This window comes from Mycolicibacter sinensis (assembly GCF_001673565.1).
In the GTDB taxonomy this organism is placed as follows: Bacteria; Actinomycetota; Actinomycetes; order Mycobacteriales; family Mycobacteriaceae; genus Mycobacterium; species Mycobacterium sinense_C.
Genome location: NZ_LZMF01000004.1, coordinates 55,945 through 79,317, shown reverse-complemented (window position 1 = coordinate 79,317; position 23,373 = coordinate 55,945). Strand labels below are relative to the sequence as shown.

At 68.7% G+C, this 23,373-nt stretch carries 20 protein-coding genes; 10 read left to right on the top strand and 10 right to left on the bottom strand.

What is annotated here, in order from left to right:
- Positions 1-104 precede the first annotated feature (104 nt).
- From A5648_RS00370 to A5648_RS00350, 5 genes are all read right to left on the bottom strand, one after another.
- Positions 105-578, bottom strand: coding sequence for an Rrf2 family transcriptional regulator (locus tag A5648_RS00370; RefSeq protein ID WP_065022685.1), 474 nt, complete (start codon positions 576-578; stop codon positions 105-107).
- Between the two features lie 83 nt (positions 579-661).
- Positions 662-1,390: a 3'(2'),5'-bisphosphate nucleotidase CysQ gene (locus A5648_RS00365; RefSeq protein WP_065022633.1), complete on the bottom strand. Its 729-nt coding sequence runs from the start codon at positions 1,388-1,390 to the stop codon at positions 662-664.
- Positions 1,387-3,240, bottom strand: a complete 1,854-nt coding sequence (gene cysC, locus A5648_RS00360; RefSeq protein WP_065022632.1) for an adenylyl-sulfate kinase — start codon at positions 3,238-3,240, stop codon at positions 1,387-1,389. The genes A5648_RS00365 and cysC overlap by 4 nt, the downstream gene beginning before the upstream one ends.
- Positions 3,240-4,169: a sulfate adenylyltransferase subunit CysD gene (gene cysD / locus A5648_RS00355; protein ID WP_065022631.1), complete on the bottom strand. Its 930-nt coding sequence runs from the start codon at positions 4,167-4,169 to the stop codon at positions 3,240-3,242. Before cysD ends, cysC begins: the two co-directional genes overlap by 1 nt.
- A gap of 183 nt (positions 4,170-4,352) precedes the next feature.
- Positions 4,353-4,844 carry a beta-class carbonic anhydrase gene (locus A5648_RS00350; protein ID WP_065022630.1) on the bottom strand — a complete coding sequence of 164 codons (492 nt, stop codon included), beginning with the start codon at positions 4,842-4,844 and terminating at the stop codon, positions 4,353-4,355.
- 174 nt (positions 4,845-5,018) lie between these two features.
- Here A5648_RS00350 and A5648_RS00345 point away from each other — a divergent pair, with 174 nt between their 5' ends.
- The 4 genes from A5648_RS00345 to A5648_RS00330 are packed head-to-tail and all read left to right on the top strand — an operon-like array spanning position 5,019 to position 10,415.
- The gene (locus A5648_RS00345; protein ID WP_064853723.1) at positions 5,019-5,996 is read left to right on the top strand and encodes an ABC transporter permease; all 978 of its coding nucleotides are present in this window, start codon (positions 5,019-5,021) and stop codon (positions 5,994-5,996) included.
- Positions 5,993-6,874 (top strand): ABC transporter permease, encoded by an 882-nt coding sequence (locus A5648_RS00340; RefSeq protein WP_065022629.1) that lies wholly within the window; start codon positions 5,993-5,995, stop codon positions 6,872-6,874. Before A5648_RS00345 ends, A5648_RS00340 begins: the two co-directional genes overlap by 4 nt.
- Positions 6,871-8,700, top strand: a complete 1,830-nt coding sequence (locus tag A5648_RS00335; protein ID WP_065022628.1) for an ABC transporter ATP-binding protein — start codon at positions 6,871-6,873, stop codon at positions 8,698-8,700. The genes A5648_RS00340 and A5648_RS00335 overlap by 4 nt, the downstream gene beginning before the upstream one ends.
- The gene (locus tag A5648_RS00330; RefSeq protein ID WP_109470640.1) at positions 8,697-10,415 is read left to right on the top strand and encodes an ABC transporter family substrate-binding protein; all 1,719 of its coding nucleotides are present in this window, start codon (positions 8,697-8,699) and stop codon (positions 10,413-10,415) included. The genes A5648_RS00335 and A5648_RS00330 overlap by 4 nt, the downstream gene beginning before the upstream one ends.
- Before the next feature lie 10 nt (positions 10,416-10,425).
- On the opposite strand, the gene A5648_RS00325 is transcribed toward A5648_RS00330, so the two are convergent.
- Both A5648_RS00325 and A5648_RS00320 read right to left on the bottom strand, forming a co-directional pair.
- A complete protein-coding gene (locus A5648_RS00325; RefSeq protein ID WP_065022627.1) occupies positions 10,426-13,041 on the bottom strand; it encodes an AAA family ATPase in 2,616 nt (871 codons plus the stop codon).
- Positions 13,038-14,183 carry a metallophosphoesterase family protein gene (locus A5648_RS00320; protein ID WP_065022626.1) on the bottom strand — a complete coding sequence of 382 codons (1,146 nt, stop codon included), beginning with the start codon at positions 14,181-14,183 and terminating at the stop codon, positions 13,038-13,040. Before A5648_RS00320 ends, A5648_RS00325 begins: the two co-directional genes overlap by 4 nt.
- 337 nt (positions 14,184-14,520) lie before the next feature.
- Here A5648_RS00320 and A5648_RS00315 point away from each other — a divergent pair, with 337 nt between their 5' ends.
- The gene (locus A5648_RS00315) at positions 14,521-15,027 is read left to right on the top strand and encodes a SixA phosphatase family protein (protein ID WP_065022625.1); all 507 of its coding nucleotides are present in this window, start codon (positions 14,521-14,523) and stop codon (positions 15,025-15,027) included.
- Positions 15,028-15,041: 14 nt separating this feature from the next.
- Here the strand turns inward: A5648_RS00315 and A5648_RS00310 are convergent, their stop codons facing one another.
- The gene (locus A5648_RS00310) at positions 15,042-15,587 is read right to left on the bottom strand and encodes a DUF3558 domain-containing protein (protein ID WP_065022624.1); all 546 of its coding nucleotides are present in this window, start codon (positions 15,585-15,587) and stop codon (positions 15,042-15,044) included.
- The gene (locus A5648_RS00305; protein WP_065022683.1) at positions 15,584-16,081 is read right to left on the bottom strand and encodes a DUF3558 domain-containing protein; all 498 of its coding nucleotides are present in this window, start codon (positions 16,079-16,081) and stop codon (positions 15,584-15,586) included. Before A5648_RS00305 ends, A5648_RS00310 begins: the two co-directional genes overlap by 4 nt.
- Before the next feature lie 173 nt (positions 16,082-16,254).
- On the opposite strand from A5648_RS00305, the gene A5648_RS00300 reads away from it, so the two are divergent.
- A complete protein-coding gene (locus A5648_RS00300) occupies positions 16,255-18,000 on the top strand; it encodes an ABC transporter ATP-binding protein (RefSeq protein WP_207511546.1) in 1,746 nt (581 codons plus the stop codon).
- Positions 18,001-18,053: 53 nt separating this feature from the next.
- A complete protein-coding gene (locus A5648_RS00295; protein ID WP_234787241.1) occupies positions 18,054-19,883 on the top strand; it encodes an ABC transporter ATP-binding protein in 1,830 nt (609 codons plus the stop codon).
- A gap of 158 nt (positions 19,884-20,041) precedes the next feature.
- On the opposite strand, the gene A5648_RS00290 is transcribed toward A5648_RS00295, so the two are convergent.
- Positions 20,042-21,157 carry an adenylate/guanylate cyclase domain-containing protein gene (locus tag A5648_RS00290; RefSeq protein WP_065022621.1) on the bottom strand — a complete coding sequence of 372 codons (1,116 nt, stop codon included), beginning with the start codon at positions 21,155-21,157 and terminating at the stop codon, positions 20,042-20,044.
- A gap of 32 nt (positions 21,158-21,189) precedes the next feature.
- Here A5648_RS00290 and A5648_RS00285 point away from each other — a divergent pair, with 32 nt between their 5' ends.
- Genes A5648_RS00285 through A5648_RS00275 form a run of 3 tightly spaced genes read left to right on the top strand, consistent with a single transcriptional unit; the run spans position 21,190 to position 23,259 of the window.
- Positions 21,190-22,341 (top strand): MalY/PatB family protein, encoded by a 1,152-nt coding sequence (locus tag A5648_RS00285; protein ID WP_065022620.1) that lies wholly within the window; start codon positions 21,190-21,192, stop codon positions 22,339-22,341.
- Between the two features lie 17 nt (positions 22,342-22,358).
- On the top strand, positions 22,359-22,796 hold the full coding sequence (locus A5648_RS00280; RefSeq protein ID WP_065022619.1) for an HIT family protein: 438 nt from the start codon (positions 22,359-22,361) through the stop codon (positions 22,794-22,796).
- 4 nt (positions 22,797-22,800) lie between these two features.
- Positions 22,801-23,259, top strand: a complete 459-nt coding sequence (locus A5648_RS00275; protein WP_065022618.1) for a nitroreductase family deazaflavin-dependent oxidoreductase — start codon at positions 22,801-22,803, stop codon at positions 23,257-23,259.
- Positions 23,260-23,373: the final 114 nt, after the last annotated feature.

Genomic DNA, 23,373 nt, shown 5'->3' with positions numbered 1-23,373 from the left:
GGCGGTTAGCGAGGCTCGACGAAGGAGAGCCGAAGCTGGACCGCCGAATCAGCCCCGGCGGTTGGCGAGGCTCGACGAAGGAGAGCCGAAGCTGGACCACCGAATCAGCTGCCGTGGCCGCGCTGGCGTTCCTGGGTGCGGTAGTCGGTGGCGAATTCGGCGACGTGCGCGGGCAGCTCACCGGAGGCCACGTCGGCCAGGCTGGTCTGCTCGAGCACCGAACGCATGCTGGCCCGCAGCGCCCGCCACACGTCGGTCAGCGCGGCGGTAGGGCCCGCATAGGGCAGATCACCCAGGCCGATGTCACGGACGCTGGCCAGCGGGCCGTCGATGCTGCGCAGCACGTCGGCGACGCTGATCTCGGTGGCCGCGCGGGCCAGTTCGTAGCCGCCGTCGCGGCCGCGCTGGCTACGCACCAGCCGGTCGGTGCGCAGATCCGACAGGATGTCGACCAGGAACTGCGCCGGAATGCCCTGAGCAGCGGCAATCTCATCGGTCTTGACCAAAGTGCCCGGGTCGGCGGTGGCGAGTTGGACCATCGCCCGCACCGCGTATTCCGCCTTGGCCGACATCCGCATCATGGGGATTCTGCCATCTGCGCCCGGCGACGATGCAGAGCGAAGCGATGAGGAGGAGGCGGGCAGTCGATTTTCCGGTGGCCTCAGCCGATCGCGGCGAGCACTGCTTGGGCGTATTCGGGGCGGCAGACCACCAGGTCCGGCAACAGCGGATCGGGCCGGTTGTAAGCCAGCGGCGAGCCGTCGATACGCGAGGTGTGCAGGCCGGCGGCCCGGGCGACGGCCACCGGGGCGGCCGAGTCCCACTCGTACTGCCCGCCGGCATGTACGTAGACATCAGCGGCGCCCTGCACGACGGCGGCGACCTTGACCCCGGCCGAGCCCATCGGCACCAGCACGGCGTCGAGGCGCTCACGCACGGTCTCGGCGATCGCCGGCGGGCGGCTGCGCGACACCGCGATCCGCGGCTGGCCGGTATGCGGGGGCGGCGCGGTGACGGTCGGGGTGGCCAAGGTGATGCCGCGTGCCGGCAGGGCGACCGCGCCAGCGGTCAGTTCTCCGGCCTGCCACAGCGCGACGTGCACGGCCCAGTCGTCACGGTCCAGCTCGGAGAACTCCCGGGTGCCGTCCAGCGGGTCGACGATCCACACCCGCTCGGCGCGCAACCGGACCGGATCGTCGGCGCCCTCCTCCGACAGCACCGCGTCGTCGGGGCGTTCGGCGGCCAGCGCTGTCATCAGGTAGTCGTGAGAGCGCTTGTCGCCGGCGGCTTTCCGCTCGGCTGCTGGTGCATCGGCCAGTTCCTCGCGGACTGCCAGCAGCAGCCGACCCGCGTCGGCGGCGAGTTGGGCGGCCAGCTGGTGATCGTTCACTTGCGGGCCTCGATCGCGGCGATGACCTGGCGGGCCTGTTCATCGACGCTGTCCTGCGGGCTCAACCGCACGTCGGGGTTGCGCGGGCGCTGATAGGGGCTGTCGATGCCGGTGAAGTGGGTGATCAGACCCGCACGCGCCTTGGCGTACAGCCCCTTGGGATCGCGCTGCTCGCACTGTTCCAGCGGGGTATCGCAGAACACCTCGACGAAATCGAAACCGGCATCGGTGTGCACCTGACGGGCCAGCTGGCGGTGTTCGATCAGCGGACTGATCGCCGGCACCAGCACGATCTGCCCGGAATCGGCCAGCAGGGTCGCCACGTGCGCCAGCCGGCGCAGGTTCTCGGCGCGGTCGGCCATCGAGAAGCCAAGGTCGGCGTTGAGCCCGTGCCGCAGGTTGTCGCCGTCGAGAACGTAGGCGGGCGTTCCCCGTTCGAGCAGCAGCTGCTCGACGCGCATGGCCACCGACGACTTGCCGGCGCCGGACAGTCCGGTCAGCCACACCGTGCGACCCTTCGACAACCGGTCGGTCGCGGTGACCAGCGAGTCGTGGCGCACCGTGTTGGGGCTGGCGGCACGGCCCGACACATCGCGCAGCACCATGCCGGCCGCCACCGTTCCATTGGTGGCCAGGTCGATGAGGATGAACGATCCGGTGGCGTCGTTGTGGCTGAATTCATCGAGCATCAGCGGAACCTGGGCGCGCAACGAGACACGACCGAGTTCGTTGAGCTGCAACGAGTTCGCTTCCTTGTCCCGGTGCAAGGTGTTGACGTCGAGACGGTAATCCAGCGCCATCACCTTCACCCGGGTGGTGCGGGTGGTGTGCTTGATGATGTAGTCATTGCCGGGTCGCAGCGACGCGCCGTCGGCCATCCAGCACACCGTGGCGTCGAAGTCTTGGGCGATGCGCGGCTGGTTGTTGGTGCGGGCGATCATGTCGCCGCGGGAGATGTCGATGTCGTCATCGAGGCTGACCGACACCGCCATCGGCGGAAACGCTTCGGCCACCGCGCCATTGGGGCCCTCGATCGACGCGATGCGGGTCGGTTTGCCCGACGGCAGCACCACCACGTCGTCACCGGGACGCAGCACACCGCTGGCCACCGTGCCGGCGTAGCTGCGGTGATCGGCGTGTTCATGGGTTTGAGGACGGATCACGTACTGCACCGGGAAGCGCACGTCGACGAGGTTGCGGTCACCGGCGATGTAGACGTCTTCGAGGTGCGACAACAGTGCCGGGCCCTCGTAATAGGGAGTCTTGTCGGACTTGGTCACCACATTGTCACCGAGCAGCGCGGAGATCGGGATGGTCGTCACGTCGTGCACGTCCAGGCGGGTGGCGAACGAGTGGAAGTCGTCGCGGATCGCCTCGAATCGCTCAGCGTCCCAGTCGATCAGATCCATCTTGTTGACCGCGAGCACGATGTGGCGGATCCCGAGCAGCGACGCCAGGAAGGTGTGCCGGCGCGACTGCTCCTGCAAACCGTGGCGCGCGTCGACCAGCACGATCGCCACCTGGGCGGTCGAGGCACCGGTGACCATGTTGCGGGTGTACTGGATGTGCCCGGGCGTGTCGGCGATGATGAATTTCCGCTTGGGCGTGGCGAAGTAGCGGTAGGCGACGTCGATGGTGATGCCCTGCTCGCGCTCGGCACGCAAACCGTCGGTGACCAGCGCCAGGTCGGTGTAGTCGTGACCGCGCTCGCGCGAGGTGCGCTCGACCGAGGCCAGCTGGTCCTCCATGACGGCCTTGGAGTCGAACAGCAGCCGCCCGATCAGGGTGGACTTGCCGTCGTCGACCGAACCGGCCGTCGCGATACGAAGCAGCGTGGTTGCCGCGCTCATCAGAAATACCCCTGCCTCTTGCGGTCTTCCATGCCTGCTTCGGAGATCCGGTCATCAGCGCGGGTGGCCCCGCGCTCGGTCAGCCGCGACACCGCGGTCTCGGCGATCACCGCCTCCACGGTGTCCGCCGTCGACTCCACGCACCCGGTGCAGGTGACGTCGCCGACGGTGCGGAAACGCACTGAGGTCTCGAAGACCTCTTCGCCGTCGACGGGCCGCAGGAATTCGTGGTCGGCCAGCAGCATCCCGTCGCGCTGGAACACCTTGCGCTGATGCGCGAAATAGATTGACGGCAGGGTGATTTCCTCGGCGCCGATGTAGGACCAGATGTCGAATTCGGTCCAGTTCGACAGCGGGAAGACCCGGATGTGCTCGCCGGCGCGGTGCCTGCCGTTGTAGAGGTTCCACAGCTCGGGACGTTGCGCCTTGGGGTCCCACTGGCCGAACTCGTCGCGGAAGCTGAACACCCGCTCCTTGGCGCGGGCCTTCTCCTCGTCGCGGCGGGCACCGCCGAAGGCCGCGTCGAACTTGTTCTCCCGGATGGCCCGCAGCAAGGTGACGGTCTGCAGCGGGTTGCGCGAGGGCCCGTCGTCAATCACCCGCCCGGCGTCGATGTCGTCCTGCACGCTGGCAACCACCAGCCGCACGCCGGTCCGCTCGACCAACTCGTCGCGGGCGGCGATGACCTCGTCGAAGTTGTGGCCGGTGTCGACGTGCATCACCGGGAACGGCAACCGGCCCGGCGCGAACGCCTTGACCGCCAGGTGCAGCATGACGATGGAGTCCTTGCCGCCGGAGAACAGCAGCACCGGCCGCTCGAACTCCGCGGCCACCTCCCGGATGATGTGGATGGCCTCGGCCTCCAGCGTGCGCAGATGCGTCAGCTGATAGTGGCCGGCCGTTGTTGGCGCGGTGACGTTGGTGGTCATGACTTCCTCGGCTGCTTCCCGATAATCTTGGTGAGACTTACCAGATTTATTGGTTATAGGCGGCTATGTAACCAGGCCAACCGGATCGCTGTCAATGTGACCGGTTAGCTTCCACGCGAGCAGTCGCGAAAGCCCCCTCCAGGGCGCTCGGGAGGGGGCTTTGGCGACTGCTCGGCGCAGGGGCTAGACGGTGACTTCGCCGAGCTTGCCGGTGGCGACGTCGAAGACAAACCCGCGCAGCGACGTGGTTTGCGTGATGAACGGGCTGGCCTTGACCCTCCGCAACGACTGACGGACGTCCTCGGCCGGGTCGGGGAAAGCCTCGGCGGCCCAGGGCGGCCGCAGCCCGGTCTCCTCCAGAATGGAGCGCTTGAAGTCGTCGTCGGTGAAGGTGAGCATCCCGCAGTCACTGTGGTGGATCAGGATGATCTCCCGGGTGCCCAGCAGTCGCTGGCTGATCGCCAGCGAGCGGATCGCGTCCTCGGTGATCACCCCGCCGGCGTTGCGGATGCAGTGCGCTTCACCCTCGTTGAGGCCCAGCGCGCGATAGACGTCGAGGCGGGCGTCCATGCAGGCGACGATCGCGACGTGCTTGCTCGGCGGCATCGGCAGCGGCCCCTTGAAGGTCTTCGCATACTCCGCGTTGTTGGCCAGGTAGTCGTCGGTAACGGTCACAGGCTTCTCCCTCTGTCGCAGTGCGCATGCCGAGCCTAATGAACAAGCCCCCGGAATCCACGGATAAAAATCATTCGAATCAGCGGGTTGCGCGCAGCGCGTCGCCCGGCTCACGCAGAAGACGGCGCCCACCCTCTACCCTGTGCTGATGCCGCACGTCTGGGAGGCCGCACCGTGATGCGGTTCCTGGCCGGCCGGGCACTCAACTACCTGGTGCTGTTGGGCCTCGCATCGTTCCTGACGTTCTGCCTCACTTCGCTGGCGTTCGCTCCGCTGGACAGCCTGATGCAGCGCAACCCGCGCCCGCCGCAGGCCGTCATCGACGCCAAGGCCGCCGAGCTCGGCCTGGACAAGCCCATTCCGCTGCGCTACGCGCACTGGGCCTCGCACGCCGTCCGCGGCGATTTCGGCGTCACGGTCACCGGCCAGCCGGTCTCCGGGGAACTGGGCCGGCGCATCGGGGTCAGCCTGCGCCTGCTGGTCGTCGGCTCCCTGGCGGGCACGGTGATCGGGGTGGTGGCCGGTGCATGGGGAGCGGTGCGCCAGTACCGGTTCTCCGACCGGGTCATCACCATGGCGGCGCTGCTGGTGTTGTCGGTGCCCACCTTCGTGCTGGCCAACCTGGTGATCCTGAGCGCGCTGCGGGTGAACTGGGCGCTGGGGGCGCAGCTGTTCGACTACACCGGGGAGACGTCCCCCGGGCTGGTCACCGGCTTCTGGCCGGGGCTGGCCGATCGGCTGCAGCACCTGGTGTTGCCGTCGCTGACGCTGGCGCTGGGCGCCGCGGCCGGCTTCAGCCGCTACCAGCGCAACGCGATGCTCGACGTGCTCGGCCAGGACTTCATCCGCACCGCCCGCGCCAAGGGCCTGACCCGGCGGCGCGCCCTGTTCAAACACGGGCTGCGCACCGCGCTGATCCCGATGGCCACCTTGTTCGCCTACGGGGTGGCCGGGCTGGTCACCGGGGCGGTGTTCGTGGAGAAGATCTTCGGCTGGCACGGCATGGGCGAATGGGTGGTGCAGGGGGTGGCGACCCAGGACACCAACATCGTCGCGGCGATCACGGTGTTCTCCGGTGCGGTGGTGCTGGCCGCCGGGCTGCTCTCCGACGTCATCTACGCGCTGCTCGATCCCCGGGTGCGGGTGTCATGACCACCGAGATCGAGTTCGCCTCCCGGCGCACCCTGGTGCTGCGCCGCTTTCTGCGCAGCCGCACCGCGGTGGGCGCCCTGGCGCTGCTGGCGGTGATGTTCGTCGGCTGCTACGCGCTGCCCCCGCTGCTGCCCTACTCCTACACCGACCTGGACTACGACGCGCTGCTGGTCCCGCCGGGGGCCCGGCATTGGTTGGGCACCAACGCCCTCGGCCAGGACCTGCTGGCCCAAATCCTGCGCGGCATGCAGAAGTCGATGCTGATCGGGGTGTGCGTGGCGCTGATCTCCACGGTGATCGCCGCGACGGTGGGGGCGATCTCGGGATACTTCGGCGGGTGGCGTGACCGGATGCTGATGTGGTTGGTGGATCTGCTGCTGGTGGTGCCGGCGTTCATCCTGATCGCGATCATCACCCCGCGCACCAAGAACAGCGGCAACATCGCGCTGCTGGTGCTGCTACTGGCCGGGTTCAGCTGGATGATCAGCGCCCGCATGGTGCGGGGCCTGACCATGAGCCTGCGTGAGCGCGAATTCATCCGGGCCGCACGGTATATGGGCGTGTCCAGCCGGCGCATCATCATCGACCACATCGTGCCGAACGTGGCGTCGATCCTGATCATCGATACCGCGCTCAACGTGGCGGTGGCGATCCTTGCCGAAACCGGGTTGAGCTACCTGGGTTTCGGCATCCAGCCGCCGGATGTCTCGCTGGGCACGCTGATCGCCGACGGCACCGCCTCGGCGATCACCTTCCCGTGGGTCTTCCTGTTCCCGGCCGGGGTGCTGATCACCATTCTGGTCTGCGCCAACCTCGCCGGCGACGGCCTGCGCGACGCGTTGGACCCCGACGCCGCGAGTCTGCGGGGCCGCCGATGAATGCCCTGCTCGAGGTCACCGACCTGGCCGTGACGTTCGGCGCCGGCGCGGATGCGGTGCAGGCGGTGCGCGGCGTGAGCTATCGGATCGACCCGGGCGAAGTGGTGGCGATGGTCGGCGAGTCCGGCTCCGGCAAATCCGCGGCGGCCATGGCGGTGATGGGCCTGTTGCCCGAGCACGCGCAGGTGTCCGGGTCGGTACGCCTGGGTGGCACACAGCTGATCGGCCTGGGCGACACCGCGATGTCGAAGGTCCGCGGTGCCTCCATCGGAATGGTGTTCCAGGACCCGATGTCGGCGCTGACGCCGGTCTACACCGTCGGTGATCAGATCGCCGAAGCCATCGAGGTGCACCAACCCCGCATCGGGCGGGCCGCGGCCCGGCTCCGTGCGGTGGAACTGCTGGAGCTGGTCGGGATCTCCCGGCCGCAGGAGCGGGCGCGGGCCTTTCCGCACGAGCTGTCCGGCGGGGAACGTCAGCGGGTGGTGATCGCCATCGCCATCTCCTGTGACCCGGACCTGCTGATCTGCGACGAGCCCACCACCGCGCTGGACGTCACCGTGCAGGCCCAGATCCTCGAGGTGCTCAAGACCGCCCGCGATGTGACCGGCGCCGGGGTGCTGATCATCACCCACGACCTCGGGGTGGTCGCCGAGTTCGCCGACCGGGCGCTGGTGATGTACGCCGGTCGGGTGGTGGAAGCCGCGCCGGTCGAGGCCCTTTACCGGCGGCGCAAAATGCCCTACACGGTAGGGCTTTTGGGGTCGGTGCCGCGGCTGGACGCTGCGCAGGGCACCCGGCTGGTGCCGATCCCGGGGGCACCGCCCTCCCTGGCCGACATCGAGCCCGGCTGCCCGTTTGCCCCGCGCTGTCCGCTGGTCACCGAGGAGTGCCGGGCACAGGAGCCGGAGCTGCTGATCGTCGGGCCGGAGCAGTCCGCCGCTTGCATTCACACCGATCAGGTGGGCGAGCGCAGCGCGGCCGACATCTATCGCGTCCCCACCGCGACCCCGGTGCCCGCTTCCGGCGACTCCCCCACCGTGGTGCGGGTGCGTGAGCTGGTCAAGACCTACCCGCTGACCAAGGGTGTGTTTCGCCGCAGTGTCGGCGAGGTCCGCGCGGTCTCCCGCGTGAGTTTCGAGTTGCAGCAAGGCCGCACGCTGGCGATCGTCGGCGAGTCCGGCTCGGGCAAATCCACCACGTTGCACCAGATCCTGGAACTGGCTGCGCCGCAGTCGGGGTCGATCGAGGTGCTCGGCACCGACGTCGCGACCCTCAAGCGCGACGGCCGCCGTGCTCTGCGCCGTGACCTGCAGGTGGTGTTCCAGGATCCGGTGGCCTCCCTGGACCCGCGCCTGCCGGTTTTCGACGTACTGGCCGAACCGTTGCGCGCCAACGGCTCCGACAAGGCGTCGACGCATGCGCGAGTGGCCGAGCTTTTGGAGCTGGTCGGGCTGCGGCGCGGCGACGCGGCGCGGTACCCCTCGGAGTTCTCCGGCGGGCAGAAACAGCGGATCGGCATCGCCCGCGCGCTGGCGCTGCAACCGAAGATCCTCGCGCTCGATGAGCCGGTGTCGGCGCTGGATGTGTCGATTCAAGCCGGAATCATCAACCTGCTGCTGGATTTACAGGAGCAGTTCGGCCTGTCGTATCTGTTCGTGTCGCACGATCTGTCGGTGGTCAAGCATCTGGCGCACACCGTGGCGGTGATGCTCGCCGGGGAGGTCGTGGAACAGGGCGAGGCGGATCAGGTTTTCGGTGACCCGCAACACGACTACACGCGTCGGCTGCTGGCCGCGGTGCCGCACCCGGAGCCGGCCTCATGACGTTGACGCTGCGCTCACGGCGACATTGTGCGAGACGGGCACGCCCTGCGCGCAGAGTCAATGTAGGTGCGGCGCTGGTGACCGCCGTCGGGCTGGCGCTCAGCGGATGCGCGGCGGTCGACATCACCGCCCCGGAGGGAGTCTCCGCGGTCGGCACCGCCAGCGACATCAACCCGCAGGACCCGGCCACCCTGCGCGACGGCGGCAACCTGCGGCTGTCGATGAGCCAGTTCCCGCCGAACTTCAACCCGCTGCACATCGACGGCAACCTCGCCGAGAACGCCGCCATGCTCAAGGCCACCATGCCGCGGGCGTTCATCATCGGCCCGGACGGCTCGGCGACGGTGGACACCGACTACTTCACCAGCGTCGAGTTGACCGGTACCAACCCGCAGGTCGTCACCTACACCATCAACCCGAAGGCGACCTGGTCCGACGGCACCCCACTGTCGTGGGCGGACATCGCCAGCCAGATCCATGCCACCAGCGGCGCCGACGGCGGGTTCGCGATCGCGTCCACCAACGGCGCCGAGCGGGTCGCCTCGGTGACCAGAGGCGTCGACGACCGTCAGGCCGTGGTCCGCTTCGCCAAGCCCTACGCCGAATGGCGGGGCATGTTCGCCGGCAACTCGATGCTGCTGCCGCACAGCATGACCGCCGATCCAGACACCTTCAACAAGGCGCAACTGCGGCGGCCGGGACCGTCGGCCGGGCCGTTCATGCTGTCGACACTGGACCGCACCAGCCAGCGAATCACCTTGACCCGCAACCCCGACTGGTGGGGCAAGCAGCCGAAGCTGGACACCATCACCTACCTGGTGCTCGATGAGTCCGCCCGGATGCCGGCTTTGCAGAACCACACTATCGACGCCACCGGGGTGGCCACCTTGGATCAGCTGACGATCGCGCGGCGCACCGAGGGCATCGCGATCCGCCGGGCGCCGACCCCGGCCTGGAATCACTTCACCTTCAACGGCGCTCCGGGGGCGATCCTGTCCGACAAGGCGCTGCGGCTCGCGGTGATGCGCGGTATCGACCGCACCACGATCGCCAGGGTGACCCAGCGCGGGCTGACCGCCGACCCGGTGGCGCTGAACAACCACATCTACGTCGCCGGCCAGGAGGGCTACCAGGACAACAGCAAAGTGGTGGCCTACGACCCGGAGCGCGCCAAGCGTGAACTCGACGCGCTGGGTTGGAAACTGAACGGGAAGTTCCGGGAGAAGGACGGCCGCCCGCTGGTGATCCGGCACCTGTTCTATGACGCGTCGAGCACCCGGCAGTTCGCCCAGGTGGCCCAGCACAATCTGGCTCAGATCGGGGTGAAGCTGCAGCTGGATTCGAAAGCCGGTGGTGGTTTCTTCACCGACTACGTCAACGTCGGCGACTTCGACATCGCCCAGTTCAGTTGGGTCGGTGACGCTTTCCCGCTGGCCGGGCTGAACCAGATCTCCGCGTCCTACGGGGAGGCCAACTTCGGCAAAATCGGCAGCCCGGAGATCGACGCGAAAATCGAGGAGACGCTGCAGGCGCTGGACCCGGCGTTGGCCCGCGCGCGGGCCAACGAGGTCGACGCGCTGTTGTGGGCCGAGGGGTTCAGCCTGCCGCTGATCCAGACGACCGGCAATGTCGCGGTGCGCAGTTCCCTTGCGAACTTCGGGGCGCCGGGCTTGGCCGATCTGGATTACACGGCAATAGGTTTCATGAAGGACTGATGACTCAGCATCAGGCACTCAAGTCGATGCGGTGCGCATCCTTGACGCTGCCGTAGCGGTCGGGGCTGCAGGTCAGCACGATCACCTGGCCCTGGGCGCCGACTGCGTCGAATACCGCGCCCATCTTCTCCAGCCGATCCGGGTCGGTGAAGCCGAGCGCGTCGTCGATCACCACCGGGACGCTGTCCTCCTTGGCCACCAGCGCCGCCCCAGCCAGCCGGGTCAGAATGCCGAGCTGTTCTTTGGCCCCGCCCGACAGCGACTCATAGGGCACGGTGCGGCCGTCGAGGGTGCGGGCGCAGATCTTCAGGTCGGTGTCGATGTCGACTTCGAAGTCGGCGCCGAACACCTTTGCACCTAGTCGCTGGATCTCGGCACGGAACGGTTCGACGTAGCGGCGGCGGGTGTCATCGCGATGCCGGTTCATCGTTGCACGCAACAGCTGCACGGCGCGGGCCCGCTGACCGATCCGATCGTGTTCGGCCGCAGCGTGTTCGCGCTTGGTCTGCGCGGCATCGAGTTGGCCGCGGCGGCCTTGGGCGCCGAACACCGACAGTTCGACCTCGACCTCGTGTTGCGCGCGGGCGGTCTCGACGTGGGCGGTACGCAGCGCCTGCGCCGCCGCCTGCGCCTCGGCGAGTTCGGTGTCGACCGCATCGGGGGCGGCGGCACCGAGCTGCTCCGACAACTCCGTGACTCGCTGTTGGGCGGTGGCTACGGCGTGCCGAGTGGATTCGGCGGCGGCAGAGAGGTTTTGGTCGCTGACCGATGCCCGGTCGGCGGTGAGACGCTGCGTGACGGTGTCGAGCTCGGCGCGCTGCGTCGCGAGGTTGTTCTGTAGCAGCGTCACGCGCGTCGACGCCTCGGTGCGGTGGGTGGACGCGTCCAGGGCGGCCCGGCGCCGGGCCTCGCAGTCGGTGTCGGCCTGTGCGCGCAGCGCCTCGGCGGCGTCGCGTTCGGTGCGGGCAACTTCGGGCGTGATCCCGGTGACCGCCTCGTCGTGGTCGCTGCGTGACGCTGCCAGTTGGGCACGCAGCGCCGGTATTTCGTCATCGCCGCGCAACGCCGTCAGGGCGGCGGTCAACTGGTCGCGGGTGCCCTGCAGTTCGCGGCGCCGCTGGTCGGCCCGCCGTGCCTGCGCCAGATCGTCTACGCCGGCTGCTGCCAGCGCCTCGGCCAGCTCACCTTGCGCTGCCGTGTGTTTCGCAGCGGCCTCACGGGCGCTGTCCCCTGGCCTGACCCGCACGGTCAACAGACCGGGTACGTCAACTTCGGTGCCGTCGCCGACGGTCGCCGACCAGCTCTGGCCGGCCGGCAGCGCGGTGTGCTCTCCGGCGATCACCAGCTCGACGTCGACGGCTGCGGTGACCTCCAGCGTCGCCGAGATCGCGGCCAACGAGGCCTGTGCCCGGTCGAGTGCTGCTGCCGCGTCCTCGATCCCGCGCAGCAGCGGCTCGGTCACGACGATGCCGGCCAGTTCAGCGACCACCAGCTCGAGGTCGCGCTCGGCCGCGTCGATGCGGTCGATGCGGGCGGCCAGCCGATCGGCCTCGTCCCGGGCGGCGAGCTGGTCGACGACCCGGCGGGTGGTCTCGACGTGTCGGGTCGCGGCGGCCAGAACCGCTGCAGCTTCGGCCGCAGCGGCGTCGGCGGCCTCGGCGGCGGTGTCCGCGGCGGCCTGCGCCTGAACGGCCTCGGCGATCTCGGCGTCCAACGCGGCCACCGCGGCCGCCCGGGATTCGAGTTCGGTGCAGAGCCGCTCCCGCTCGGTGTGGGCGGATTGCGCGGCGGCGCCGGTGGCCTCAGCGGCCGTGGCCACCAGCTGGGCGTCGCGCAGATGGTCGCGCAGCGTGTTGATCCTGGCACTGGCGGCCTGGGCGGCGCTGTGCCGGGCATCGGTGGCGGCCTGCTCTGCGGTCAGCCGAGCGAGTTCCTCGGTCAGCTCGGCGTGCCCGAGCACTCGGTCGTCGACCTCGGCGAGCAGTGCCGTGCACCGTGCCACCTCCGCGTCGGCATCGGCCAGGGCGGAGATCGCGGCGGCCCACTCCCCCGTCGCGCGTCCGGTGGGGGTGAAGTAGCGCCCGTATTCGGCATCGATGCGTTCGATGAGCACCGGTTCGGTTCCGCTGAGCGTGGCGGTATCGCCGGCGGCGACATCCAGCGCCCGCGACAGCGCGTCGCATCCGGACATGTCCACTGCCGCGGTCGATGCCGCCTGCAGCACCCGCTGCGCCTGCCACAGGCCGGTGTCCATCGTCTCGGCCAGCATGACGCGGACCCGCTCGTGCGCTTCGTCACCGGTGAGCTGCTCGCGACGCGGGGCCTCGATGGTCAGCGTCGTCTGGGGCGATTTATGAAAACGCTTGTGGTAGACGAAACGGTAAGGGCCGGTGCTGATCTCAGCGGTGACCTCGGCACCGACGTCGGCGTGGGTAGGCTTGACCTGTTTGACGTCCTTCTTGGCGGAGCGGTCCTTGGACTCCAGCAGCAGATCCAGCGCCTCGATCATCGAGGACTTGCCGATCTCGTTGGCGCCGCACACCACGACCACGCCGTGATCGGGAAAGTCGATCTCGCGGTGGGCCACGCCGCGATAGTTGGTCAGGACCAGCCGGTGCAGCCTCATGCCGCACCCCGGTCGACGAGCCGCAGCAGTAGCGCCAGCGCGGCGTTCGCGTCGCCGGCGGTGCCGGTGTCCTCGCTGCGTGCCGCTGTGACCAATTCCTCGACCGCGTCGGCGGCGAAACCGCCGATGCCGAGGTCGGTGAACTCACCGTCGGCAGGAACCACCACCAGGTCGGTGTGGCGTTTCCAGGTGCCCACCCAAGCGAATAGCCGCGAATACCGGTCCAGGCAGGCATCGAGTGCGGCCCGGTCGGTGACGCTCAGCGCGCCGGCCAGCGCCAGCCGGACCACCGTGCGTCCCTTGTCGGGCAGCTGATCGAGGTTGATATCCAGATCCGTGACGTCACGGCCGGTGTCGAGCTGGCGGTGCAGCGTCAGGAACCGCCACATGCCGATGCGGCGGGAGTCGACGGTGACAGCGCCGTCGGTTTCGTCGACATCGACCAGCAAGACATGGCCGGGATCGGGTTCGATGTCGTCGAAGTTGGTGACCTCCGGCGAGCCCGAATACCAGATCCGGCCAGTGGTGCCCACTTCGGTGCGGGAATGCTTGTCCCCCAACGCGACATAGTGGATCGCGCCGCGGTCCAATGCGTCTTCGAGGGCTGCGAGCCGGATCAGCGCCGGGTTATCCGGGTTGGGGTCCAGCACGTCGACGCCCCCGTGGGCGACCAGAATCCGGATGGTGCCGTCCGCGGGCAGGACGTCGAGCACAGCGCTCGCCAAGTCGGTGGTGGGTCGTTTCGACCGCCACGGGGCGGCGACGATGTCCAGGCCGGGGCGCACCGGATGCACGCCGGCGGTGTCGAGGACGACGACGTTGTCGGGGCGCTCGGCGGTGAACAAGGTGCTGGTGTAGACCGATGCGGCGTCCAAGGGGTCATGGTTTCCGGGTAGTAGATACACCGGAATCCCGATGGTGCGCATGGCTTCCAGGGACTGGCTGATCACCTCCGGGGCGAGCTGGTTGTCCTCGAACACGTCTCCGGCGACGACGACGAACTCGGCGCCCGTCTCGGCCGCCAGCGCACCTAGCCCCGCCACCGCGTCGCGCCGGGCCGCCGAATAGCGGGGCTGAGCATCACCGGCGAGGAAGTGCCGGGTCATGCCGAGCTGCCAGTCGGCGGTGTGCACGAATCGCATGTCTCTCGTCCTTCCACCCGGCCGTGAGCCGAGGCAACGCGAGTGTATGGCCGCCCACCGACAAGTCCGCGGACCTCGCTCGGCAGGTCCGGACGGCCGGGTGATCGCGTGCTCCCATGCATCACATAAGCCACATCGGCACCGCGAGGGGTAGGGTGATATGGCTTCAAAACGGATGTCGCATGCGCTATCACACCGGCCGTTGCCGGCGGCTGCTATCGCCAGCGCTATCCAATCCGGAAAGATCTCTACCCCGCCGTTGCGTGGCGGATACGGCGCAAGTTCCACATGTGGCAGAAGAGACGCGTTCGGCGGACCGGGGCCTAGCCTTGGCTGCATGAGCGATGAACACCGGACCCTGATCCTGCTGCGGCATGCGAAATCGGACTACCCGCCCGGGGCCGTCGATCACAGCAGGCCGCTGGCGCCGCGCGGCATTCGGGAGGCAGCGCTGGCCGGCGACTGGCTGCGCGCCAACGTGCCCGCCATCGACGAAGTGCTCTGCTCAACGGCAACCCGGACCCGGGAAACCCTGGAGCGCACCGGGATTCAATCGCCGACGCGCTACCGTGACGAACTCTACGATGCTGCCCCGGGCAGTGTCATCGCCGAGATCAACGAGGTCGACCACGCGATCCGCACCCTACTGGTGATCGGGCACGAACCGGCGATGTCGAGCGTCGCACTCGGCTTGGCCGGCGCACCGGGAACCGACGCCGCTGTCGCCCAACAAATTTCCGAGAAGTTCCCCACGTCGAGCATCGCGGTGCTGCACGTCACCGGCAGCTGGGCGGCGGTGGAGCTGGGTTCAGCGCAGCTGGTCGAGTTCCACGTGCCGCGCTAACGCGGCCCCGGCAGCTACGAGTTCGTCGCGAGCGTCAACTCCATCAGCTTGATCGCCTGCTCGCACGCGTCGATCCCCGGCGCCTGCGGATTCACCCACCAGCCGACCACGCCGGCGGCGTCGCTGGCCACCCCGCACGAGCCGTTCGGGTCCCCAGGGCGCATCACGATCGACGGCACGCCCACGATGGTCTTGTTCTCGATCTGATACTTCAGGAACTCGGCGACCTTGCGCTCGTTGTCCAGGCTGCCCTGCTCGAACCAGAACCGGGTGATGTCGATCAGCCCGGCCGGGTTGGCCGCCTGCCAGCGGCAGATCGCGCCGACGAAGGTGCTCTGGATGTCCAGCGGGTCCGCCCCCACCGTCTTGGCCAAGATGTCGGTGGTCAGCACCTCGCACTCCTTGAGCAGGTTGGGGTACTGCCGTTCGGAGTTGTTGTTGCGCTGGGTGTCGCCGGCGCCCGCCTTGACCGCGGTGCCGCCCACCTCGCGGGAACAGCCCGTCAAGCTGATCAACACCGTCAACACGCAGGCGGCACTGGCAAAAATCCGGCGGCTCATTTGGCGTTCGCAATCGACTGGCGGGTCAGCTCTTTGGCGACGTCGCAGGGATCCGGGAACGGCTTCTGGGCGAAACTCACCGACCACTCGATGAAGTCGTCCTTGAACTGGATGCCGATCTCACACAGGTTGTCGCCCATCGTCGGGGCGGTGCCGATCGCGATGAAGCCGCTGTGGCCGTCGATGTTGATGTCCTCCACCGACGTCCGCGACACCTCCTCGGTCTTGCGTTCACGCCCGATCGGGCTGCCGCGGTACCAGGAGAAGGAGAAGTGCGGGCCCATGATCCCGCCGCGGGCCAGCCACTGGCAGCCCACCGAGTTCTGCGCGGTGTTGACCAGGCCGGACACCCGGGTCAGGTTGGTGACGGTCTCGTCGCTGATGCCCCCGCACTGCGGGAACGACGGCCCGTGACTGCCCTGGTCGGACTTGGTCGCCGAGGCCTCGCCGGACTGAGCTTCGGTCGAACCGGAGTCGGAACATCCGGCGACCATCGGAATCACGGTAGCGACCGCCAGGGCCGGGACCGTCAGTTTGAGCCGCACACGATGCACTGTAGCGGCACCACCGCCGGGCAACCACGACACACCGGGTGACCAGTTGGTTTGTGTCGCCCCGGCACTGTCACCACCGCATGCGGCCCGTACGGATGTGCGACAGTAACCCCATGCTCCTGGCGCTGCTGCGCTGCTACATCAGGCCGTACCGGTGGCCGGTCGCGGCGGTGATGACCCTGCAGCTGATCAGCACCCTGGCCTCCTTGTACCTGCCGACCGTCAACGCCTCGATCATCGACGACGGCGTCATCCGCGGCGACACCGCCGTCATCACCCGGCTGGGCGGAGTGATGCTGGTCGTCACCGTCCTGCAGGTGCTGTGCGCGGTCGCCGCGGTCTACTACGGCGCGCGCACCGGAACCGGGTTCGGCCGCGACCTGCGCCGGGCGGTGTTCAGCCGGGTGATCGGGTTCTCCGAGCGGGAGACCACCCGATTCGGCACGCCGACGCTGCTGACCCGCACCACCAACGACGTCCGCCAGATCCAGCTGGTGGTGCAGTTGGGCGCCACCGTGCTGGTCGCCGCGCCGATCATGAGCATCGGCGGGCTGCTGATGGCGCTGCACCAGGACGTCGGGCTGTCCTGGCTGCTGGCGGTGGCCGTTCCGGTGCTGGCGGGGGCCAACTACGCGATCGTGGTGCGGATGCTGCCGCTGTTCCGCCGCATGCAGATGCTGATCGACAACATCAACCGGGTGCTGCGCGATCAGCTCACCGGCATCCGGGTCATCCGTGCGTTCGCCCGCGAAGCGAAAGAGCGCGACCGGTTCGCTCGCGCCAACCTGGCGCTGTCGGACACCTCGATGACCGTCGGCAATCTGCAGGCGCTGATGCTGCCGGCGACCACGCTGACCATCAACGCCTCCAGCGTCGCGCTGATCTGGTTCGGCGGGCTGCGCATCGATGCCGGGCAGATGCAGGTCGGCTCGCTGATCGCGTTCCTGTCCTATTTCATGCAGATCCTGATGGCGGTGTTGATGGCCACCATGGTCGTGGCGATCCTGCCGCGGGCCTCGGTGTGTGCCGAGCGGATCACCGAGGTGCTGTCCACCGAGCCGACGCTGAGCTCGCCGGTGCAGCCGGTGATACCTGCCGCCATCGCGGGCGAGGTCCGACTGGCCGGGGTCGGCTTCGCGTACCCCGGCGCCGACCGGGCGGTGTTGCACGACGTGTCGCTGACGGCGCGACCCGGCACCACCACTGCGGTGGTCGGCTCCACCGGGTCGGGAAAATCCACCCTGGTGTCGCTGATCTGCCGGCTGCGCGACGTGACCGACGGTGCGGTGCTCATCGACGGCGTCGACGTGCGCGACCGCGACCCCGAAGAGCTGTGGTCGGGTATCGGGCTGGTGCCGCAGCGCGGCTACCTGTTCTCCGGGACCGTCGCCGACAACCTGCGCTACGGCGCCCCAGCCGGCGCCCAGGTCGGCGACGAGCAGATGTGGGAGGCGTTGCGGGTGGCCGCCGCCGACGATTTCGTGGCCGCGCACCCCGAGGGATTGGCGATGCCGGTGGCCCAGGGCGGGATCAACTTGTCCGGCGGGCAGCGGCAGCGACTGGCGATCGCTCGGGCGGTGATCCGGCGGCCGTCGATCTATCTGTTCGACGACGCGTTCTCCGCGCTGGACACCCGCACCGACGCTGCCGTGCGCGCCGCACTGCGCGAGGTGGCCGAGCAGGCGACGGTGATCGTTGTGGCGCAGCGGATCTCGACAGTGGTGCAGGCCGATCAGGTGATCGTGATCGACGACGGGCGGGTGGTCGGCACGGGAACCCACCAGCAATTGCTGACCGAGTGCCCCACCTACGCCGAGTTCGCCGAATCCCAGTCGGTGATGGCCGGTGAGCTGCCGTGAGCGCGCCGGTGACGGATCCCGCCGCGCGGGCCGCTGATTTCTCGGCCACCGCGATGCGCCTGGTGCGGCGGCTGGGCCCGCAGCGCCGGTGGATCGCCGCGGTGATCGCGCTGTCGCTGGGCGGCATTGCGATCGGGGTGGCCGGCCCGCGCATCCTCGGCCACGCCACCGACCTGGTGTTCAACGGAGTGATCGGCCGCGGACTGCCATCGGGCATGAGCAAGCAGCAGGCCGTCGAGGCCGCCCGCGCTGCCGGCCGGGGCTCCTACGCCGACATGCTGTCGGGAATGGACGTGCTGCCTGGCGCCGGCGTCGACTTCGGCGCGGTCGCGCGCACCCTGGCCCTGGCGATGGTCCTGTATCTGGTTGCGGCGCTGATGGTCTGGATCCAGGCGCGGCTGCTCAACGTGATCCTGCAGCGCACCCTGCGGACGCTGCGCCGCGATGTCGAGGACAAGATGCATCGGCTGCCGCTGCGCTACTTCGATACTCAGCGCCGCGGTGAGCTGCTGAGCCGGGTCACCAACGACGTCGACAACACCGCGACGTCGGTGTCAATGACGGTCAGCCAACTGTTCAGCTCGGTGCTGACCGTGGTGGTGGTGCTGGCGATGATGCTGTCGATCTCGCCGCTGCTGGCGGCGATCACGCTGCTCGGCGTGCCGGTGTCGCTGCTGGCGGTGCGGGCGATCACCCGGCGCTCGCAGCGGCTGTTCGCCGCACAGTGGGCGGCCACCGGACGGCTCAACGCCCACCTGGAGGAGACCTACAGCGGCTTCACCCTGGTCCGCACGTTCGGCCACCGGGACTGGGCGCAGCAGCGTTTCGACGACTGCAATGACGAGCTGTACCGGGCCGGATTCGGCGCTCAGTTCCTGTCCGGGCTGGTGGCCCCGGCGACCGGGCTGATCGCCAACCTGGGCTATGTCGCGGTCGCGGTGATCGGCGGCTTCCAAGTGGCCACCGGGCAGATCACTCTTGGCAGCATCCAGGCGTTCATCGCCTACGTCCGGCAGTTCAACCAGCCGCTGGGCAACCTCGCGGGCATGTACAACACCCTGCAATCCGGGGCGGCCAGCGCCGAGCGGGTGTTCGCTTTCCTCGACGAGCCCGAGGAGGCGCCGTCTGCGGTAAAGCCGCTGTCGCTCAACGGCTCCGGGCCGCGCGGCCGGGTGGAGTTCCGCGACGTGGCCTTCGGCTACCGGCCCGGGGTCCCGGTGATCGAAGACCTGTCGCTGACCGTCGAGCCGGGCAGCACGGTGGCGATCGTCGGGCCGACCGGGGCGGGCAAGACGACCCTGGTCAACCTGCTGATGCGGTTCTACGACGTGGACCGTGGCCAGATCCTGATCGACGGCGTCGACATCACCACGGTCGACCGCTCGGCACTGCGGTCCTCGATCGGCATGGTGCTGCAGGACACTTGGCTGTTCACCGGGACGATCGCCGACAACATCCGCTACGGACGCCCCGACGCCGGTGAAGATGAAGTGCTGCAGGCCGCCCGCGCCGCGCACGTCGACCGCTTCGCCGAGGCGCTGCCGAACGGTTACGCCACCCGGGTCAGCGACGACGCGGCCGGGATCAGCGCCGGAGAGAAACAGCTGATCACCATCGCCCGGGCGTTCCTGGCCCGCCCGCAACTGCTCATCCTCGATGAGGCGACCAGTTCAGTGGACACCCGCACCGAACTGTTGATCCAGCGGGCGACGCGCGAACTACGCCGGGACCGCACCAGTTTCATCATCGCCCACCGGCTTTCGACGATCCGCGACGCGGATGTGATCCTGGTGATGCAAGCCGGCCGGATCGTGGAACAGGGCAGCCACACCGAGCTGCTGGCCCGCCGCGGGGCGTACTGGGCGATGGCCGAGGGCAGCTGAATCCGGCCCGCGTCACCCATTGCTGACCGCTGGTCATCGGCGTAGATTCGACCGCGAAGCAGGCCCGGACATGACCGAACCGAAGAGCTGGTCCAGTGGGTGGAAGCCAGCCGCGCAGGAAGTGTGAGCCGCCCCCCACGTCAGCCGGGCCTGCCCAACTATGTCGAGTCTCCGTTGTGCCGGACCCGGAAGACGCTCACCTCGCCTTTGATGCCTTTGAGGTGCCGCGCCCCCGCGAACGACCAGCGGAATGTGTCGTCGTCCGCCAGCGCAGCCTGCACCGGCCCGGCGACGAGCACCGAACCGGGACGCGCCACCCCGGTCACTCGGCTGGCCAAGTTCACCGGGCTGCCGAACCAGTCTCCGCCCCGGCTCACCGCCTGCCCCGCCGCGATACCGGCTCGCAGCCGCGGCAGATCGGCGTCGGCCTCGGCGGCCTCGTTCAGCCTCAGCACCGCATCCACCATCGGCGCCGGTTCCGGGCAGACGAACATCACCGCGTCGCCGATGGTCTTGATGAACCGCACCGGCGGAACGGCGATCTCACGGCCCAGCACCGCCAACCGCTCGGCCAGCTGAACCAGCTCCTCGGGCGGCACCATCTCCCCGAGCCGGGTGAACCCGACCAGGTCAGCGAAGGCCACGGTGATCTGCCGCGCCCCCGGCAGCGGTGCGCCCGCCATGCGCTCGCTGGCGGTCACGGCATCGATGTCGAGCTGATGGCGCAGCTGCAGCATCAGCATGTCCTGGACGAAGGGGCCCAGCATCGGCGACAGCTCCGCCACCAGATCCCGCGACCGCTGCGCGATCTGCAGCTCGGTGACGCCCGGCTCGCCGATCGCCGACAAAACCGTGAAGCGCATGAAATCAGCGGTGTGCGCCAGCCCGTCGGCCAGCACGCGGGCGGTTTGCAGGGCGTGCTCGGCGTCAATACCGGCCTCGACAAAGCGGCGCGCATGCACGGCGATGCTGGCGTCGGCACGCATCAGCACCGGGGCGTCGGGATCGTCGACCCAGGGCAGCCCGACCGCCCGCTGCAGCCGCTGCAACTGCTCGAGGTCCACCCCGGTCGACTCGCAGATCTCGCGGGCCGACACATACGTGCCGTCATCGCCGACCAGCCGACGTGACGCCAACAGCATCGGTGAGACGTTCCCGCGAATCTCGTCAGTGGTGATGCCCTGTCCCAGCAGCCATTCGATCAATTCGGCGCGTTCGGCGCGCGCAGGGCCGTCCAGCCCGTCGAGCAATTCGTCGATCTTGGGATCAGCCACGCCGCAAACGTATCGCCCGGCAGACTGTCGAGGTGGCTGAAGTCTTCGATGCGCTGACCGCCGAGCAACTCCGAGCCCGCGGGACGATCAAATGGAACCACTTCGACCCCGACGTCTTGCCGCTGTGGATCGCCGAGATGGATTTCCCCACCGCTCCGGCGGTGCTCGACGGCGTGCGTGCCTGCGTGGCCGCCGAGGAGTTCGGCTACCCGGCGCTTGGTTCTGATGCGCTGCCGGTGGCGGCCGCGCGCTGGTGCCAACAGCGCTACGGCTGGGCGGCTCAGCCGGAGTGGGTGCGGGTGGTGCCCGATGTGCTCAAAGGCATGGAGGTGGTCATCGGGTTCCTCACCCGCCCGGAGAGCCCGGTGGTGCTGCCGGTTCCGGCCTACATGCCGTTTTTCGATCTGCTGCAGGTCACCGGCCGGCAGCGGGTGGAAATCCTGATGACACAAGATGATTCCGGACGCTATCTGATCGATCTGGATGCGTTGGATGCCGCGTTCGCCGCGGGTGCGGGATCACTGATCCTGTGCAACCCGAACAATCCGCTGGGCACCGCGTTCACCGCCGAGGAGCTGCGCGCGATCATCGATGTCGCCGCCCACCACGGCGCCCGGGTGATCGCCGACGAAATCCACGCCCCGCTGGTCTATGACCGTCAGCACGTCGCGGCCGCCTCGGTGTCCGAGGCCGCCGCCGACACCGTGATCACGCTGATGTCGGCGTCCAAGGGCTGGAACCTGCCGGGTCTGATGTGCGCGCAGGTGATGCTGTCCAACCAGCGTGACGCCGACGCCTGGGACAAGATCAACATGATGCACACCATGGGTGCGGCGACCGTCGGCATCCGCGCCAACATTGCCGCCTACACCGGCGGCGGCGCCTGGCTGGACCGCCTGCTGGTCTACCTGCGGGGCAACCGTGATCACCTGAGCCGGGCATTGCCCGAGGCGGTGCCGGGTGTGCGGGTCGGCCATCCGCAGGCCACCTACCTGGCGTGGGTGGACTTCCGAGCGCTGGAGCTGCCGGCCGAACCGGCCGATCATCTGCTGGCCCATGCGCGGGTGGCGCTGAGCCCCGGAATCCCGTTCGGCGGTGGCCGGGGCTTTGCGCGGCTGAACTTCGGCACCACCCGGGCGATCCTGGATCGGGCGATCGAGGCGATGGCCTTGGCGCTGCGCTGAACCGCTACCGTGGCGGAATGTCCTGCGTGTTCTGCGCTGTGGTCGCCGGTGAAGCCCCGGCGGAGCGGGTCTTCGAAGACGACGACTACCTGGCGTTCCTCGACATCCGGCCGTTCACCCGCGGCCACACCCTGGTGATTCCCAAGCGGCACACCGTGGATCTGACCGATACCCCGGCGGAGACGTTGGCCGGCATGCTCGCGGTCGGCCAGCGGATCGCCCGAGCGTCGCGGGCCTCCGGATTGCATGCCGACGGCAACAACCTGGCGATCAACGACGGGCGGGCCGCCTTTCAGAGCGTGTTCCACATTCATCTGCACGTGGTGCCGCGCCGCAGCGGCGACAAGCTGTCGTTCGCCAAGGGCGTGCTGCTGCGCCGCGACCCGGACCGGGCGAAGACCGGGCAGATCTTGCGGGCGGCACTGGCGGATGCCGACACCGCGCCGTCAGACTGAAGCCATGGACATTGCCAGCTGGGTCGAACAACGGGTCGGCGCGCGACTGCTGCGTCTGCACGACAAGCTGTACCAAAGCACCAACGGGCGCATCGGCCACCGGTTTCCCGGTGTCCCGCCCAGCCTGCTACTGCACACCGTCGGCGCCAAGACCGGTCAGCCCCGCACGTCGACCCTGTCCTACGCCCGTGACGGCGACACCTACCTGATCGTCGCGTCGATGGGTGGCGCTCCGCGCTCCCCGGGCTGGTACCACAACCTCAAGGCGCGCCCGGATGTCGAGATCAACGTCGGGCCACAACGCGTGCGGGCCACCGCGCGGCCGGTACTTCCCGACGATCCGGACTATGCCCGGCTCTGGCGGATCGTCAACGCCAACAACGCCAACCGCTACGAGGTCTACCAGCGGCGCACTTCCCGGCCGATCCCGGTCGTGGTGCTCACGCCCGAATCGTCCACCTAACCGGCCGACTTTCTTCCTTCGGAAAACACTTATCCGTTGTTAAGTGGTTGCTTCGGTAGTACTTTGACTTGACCAGGCTTCCTGTGTGTCGCCTGCCGAGCAGGGTTCGCCCTC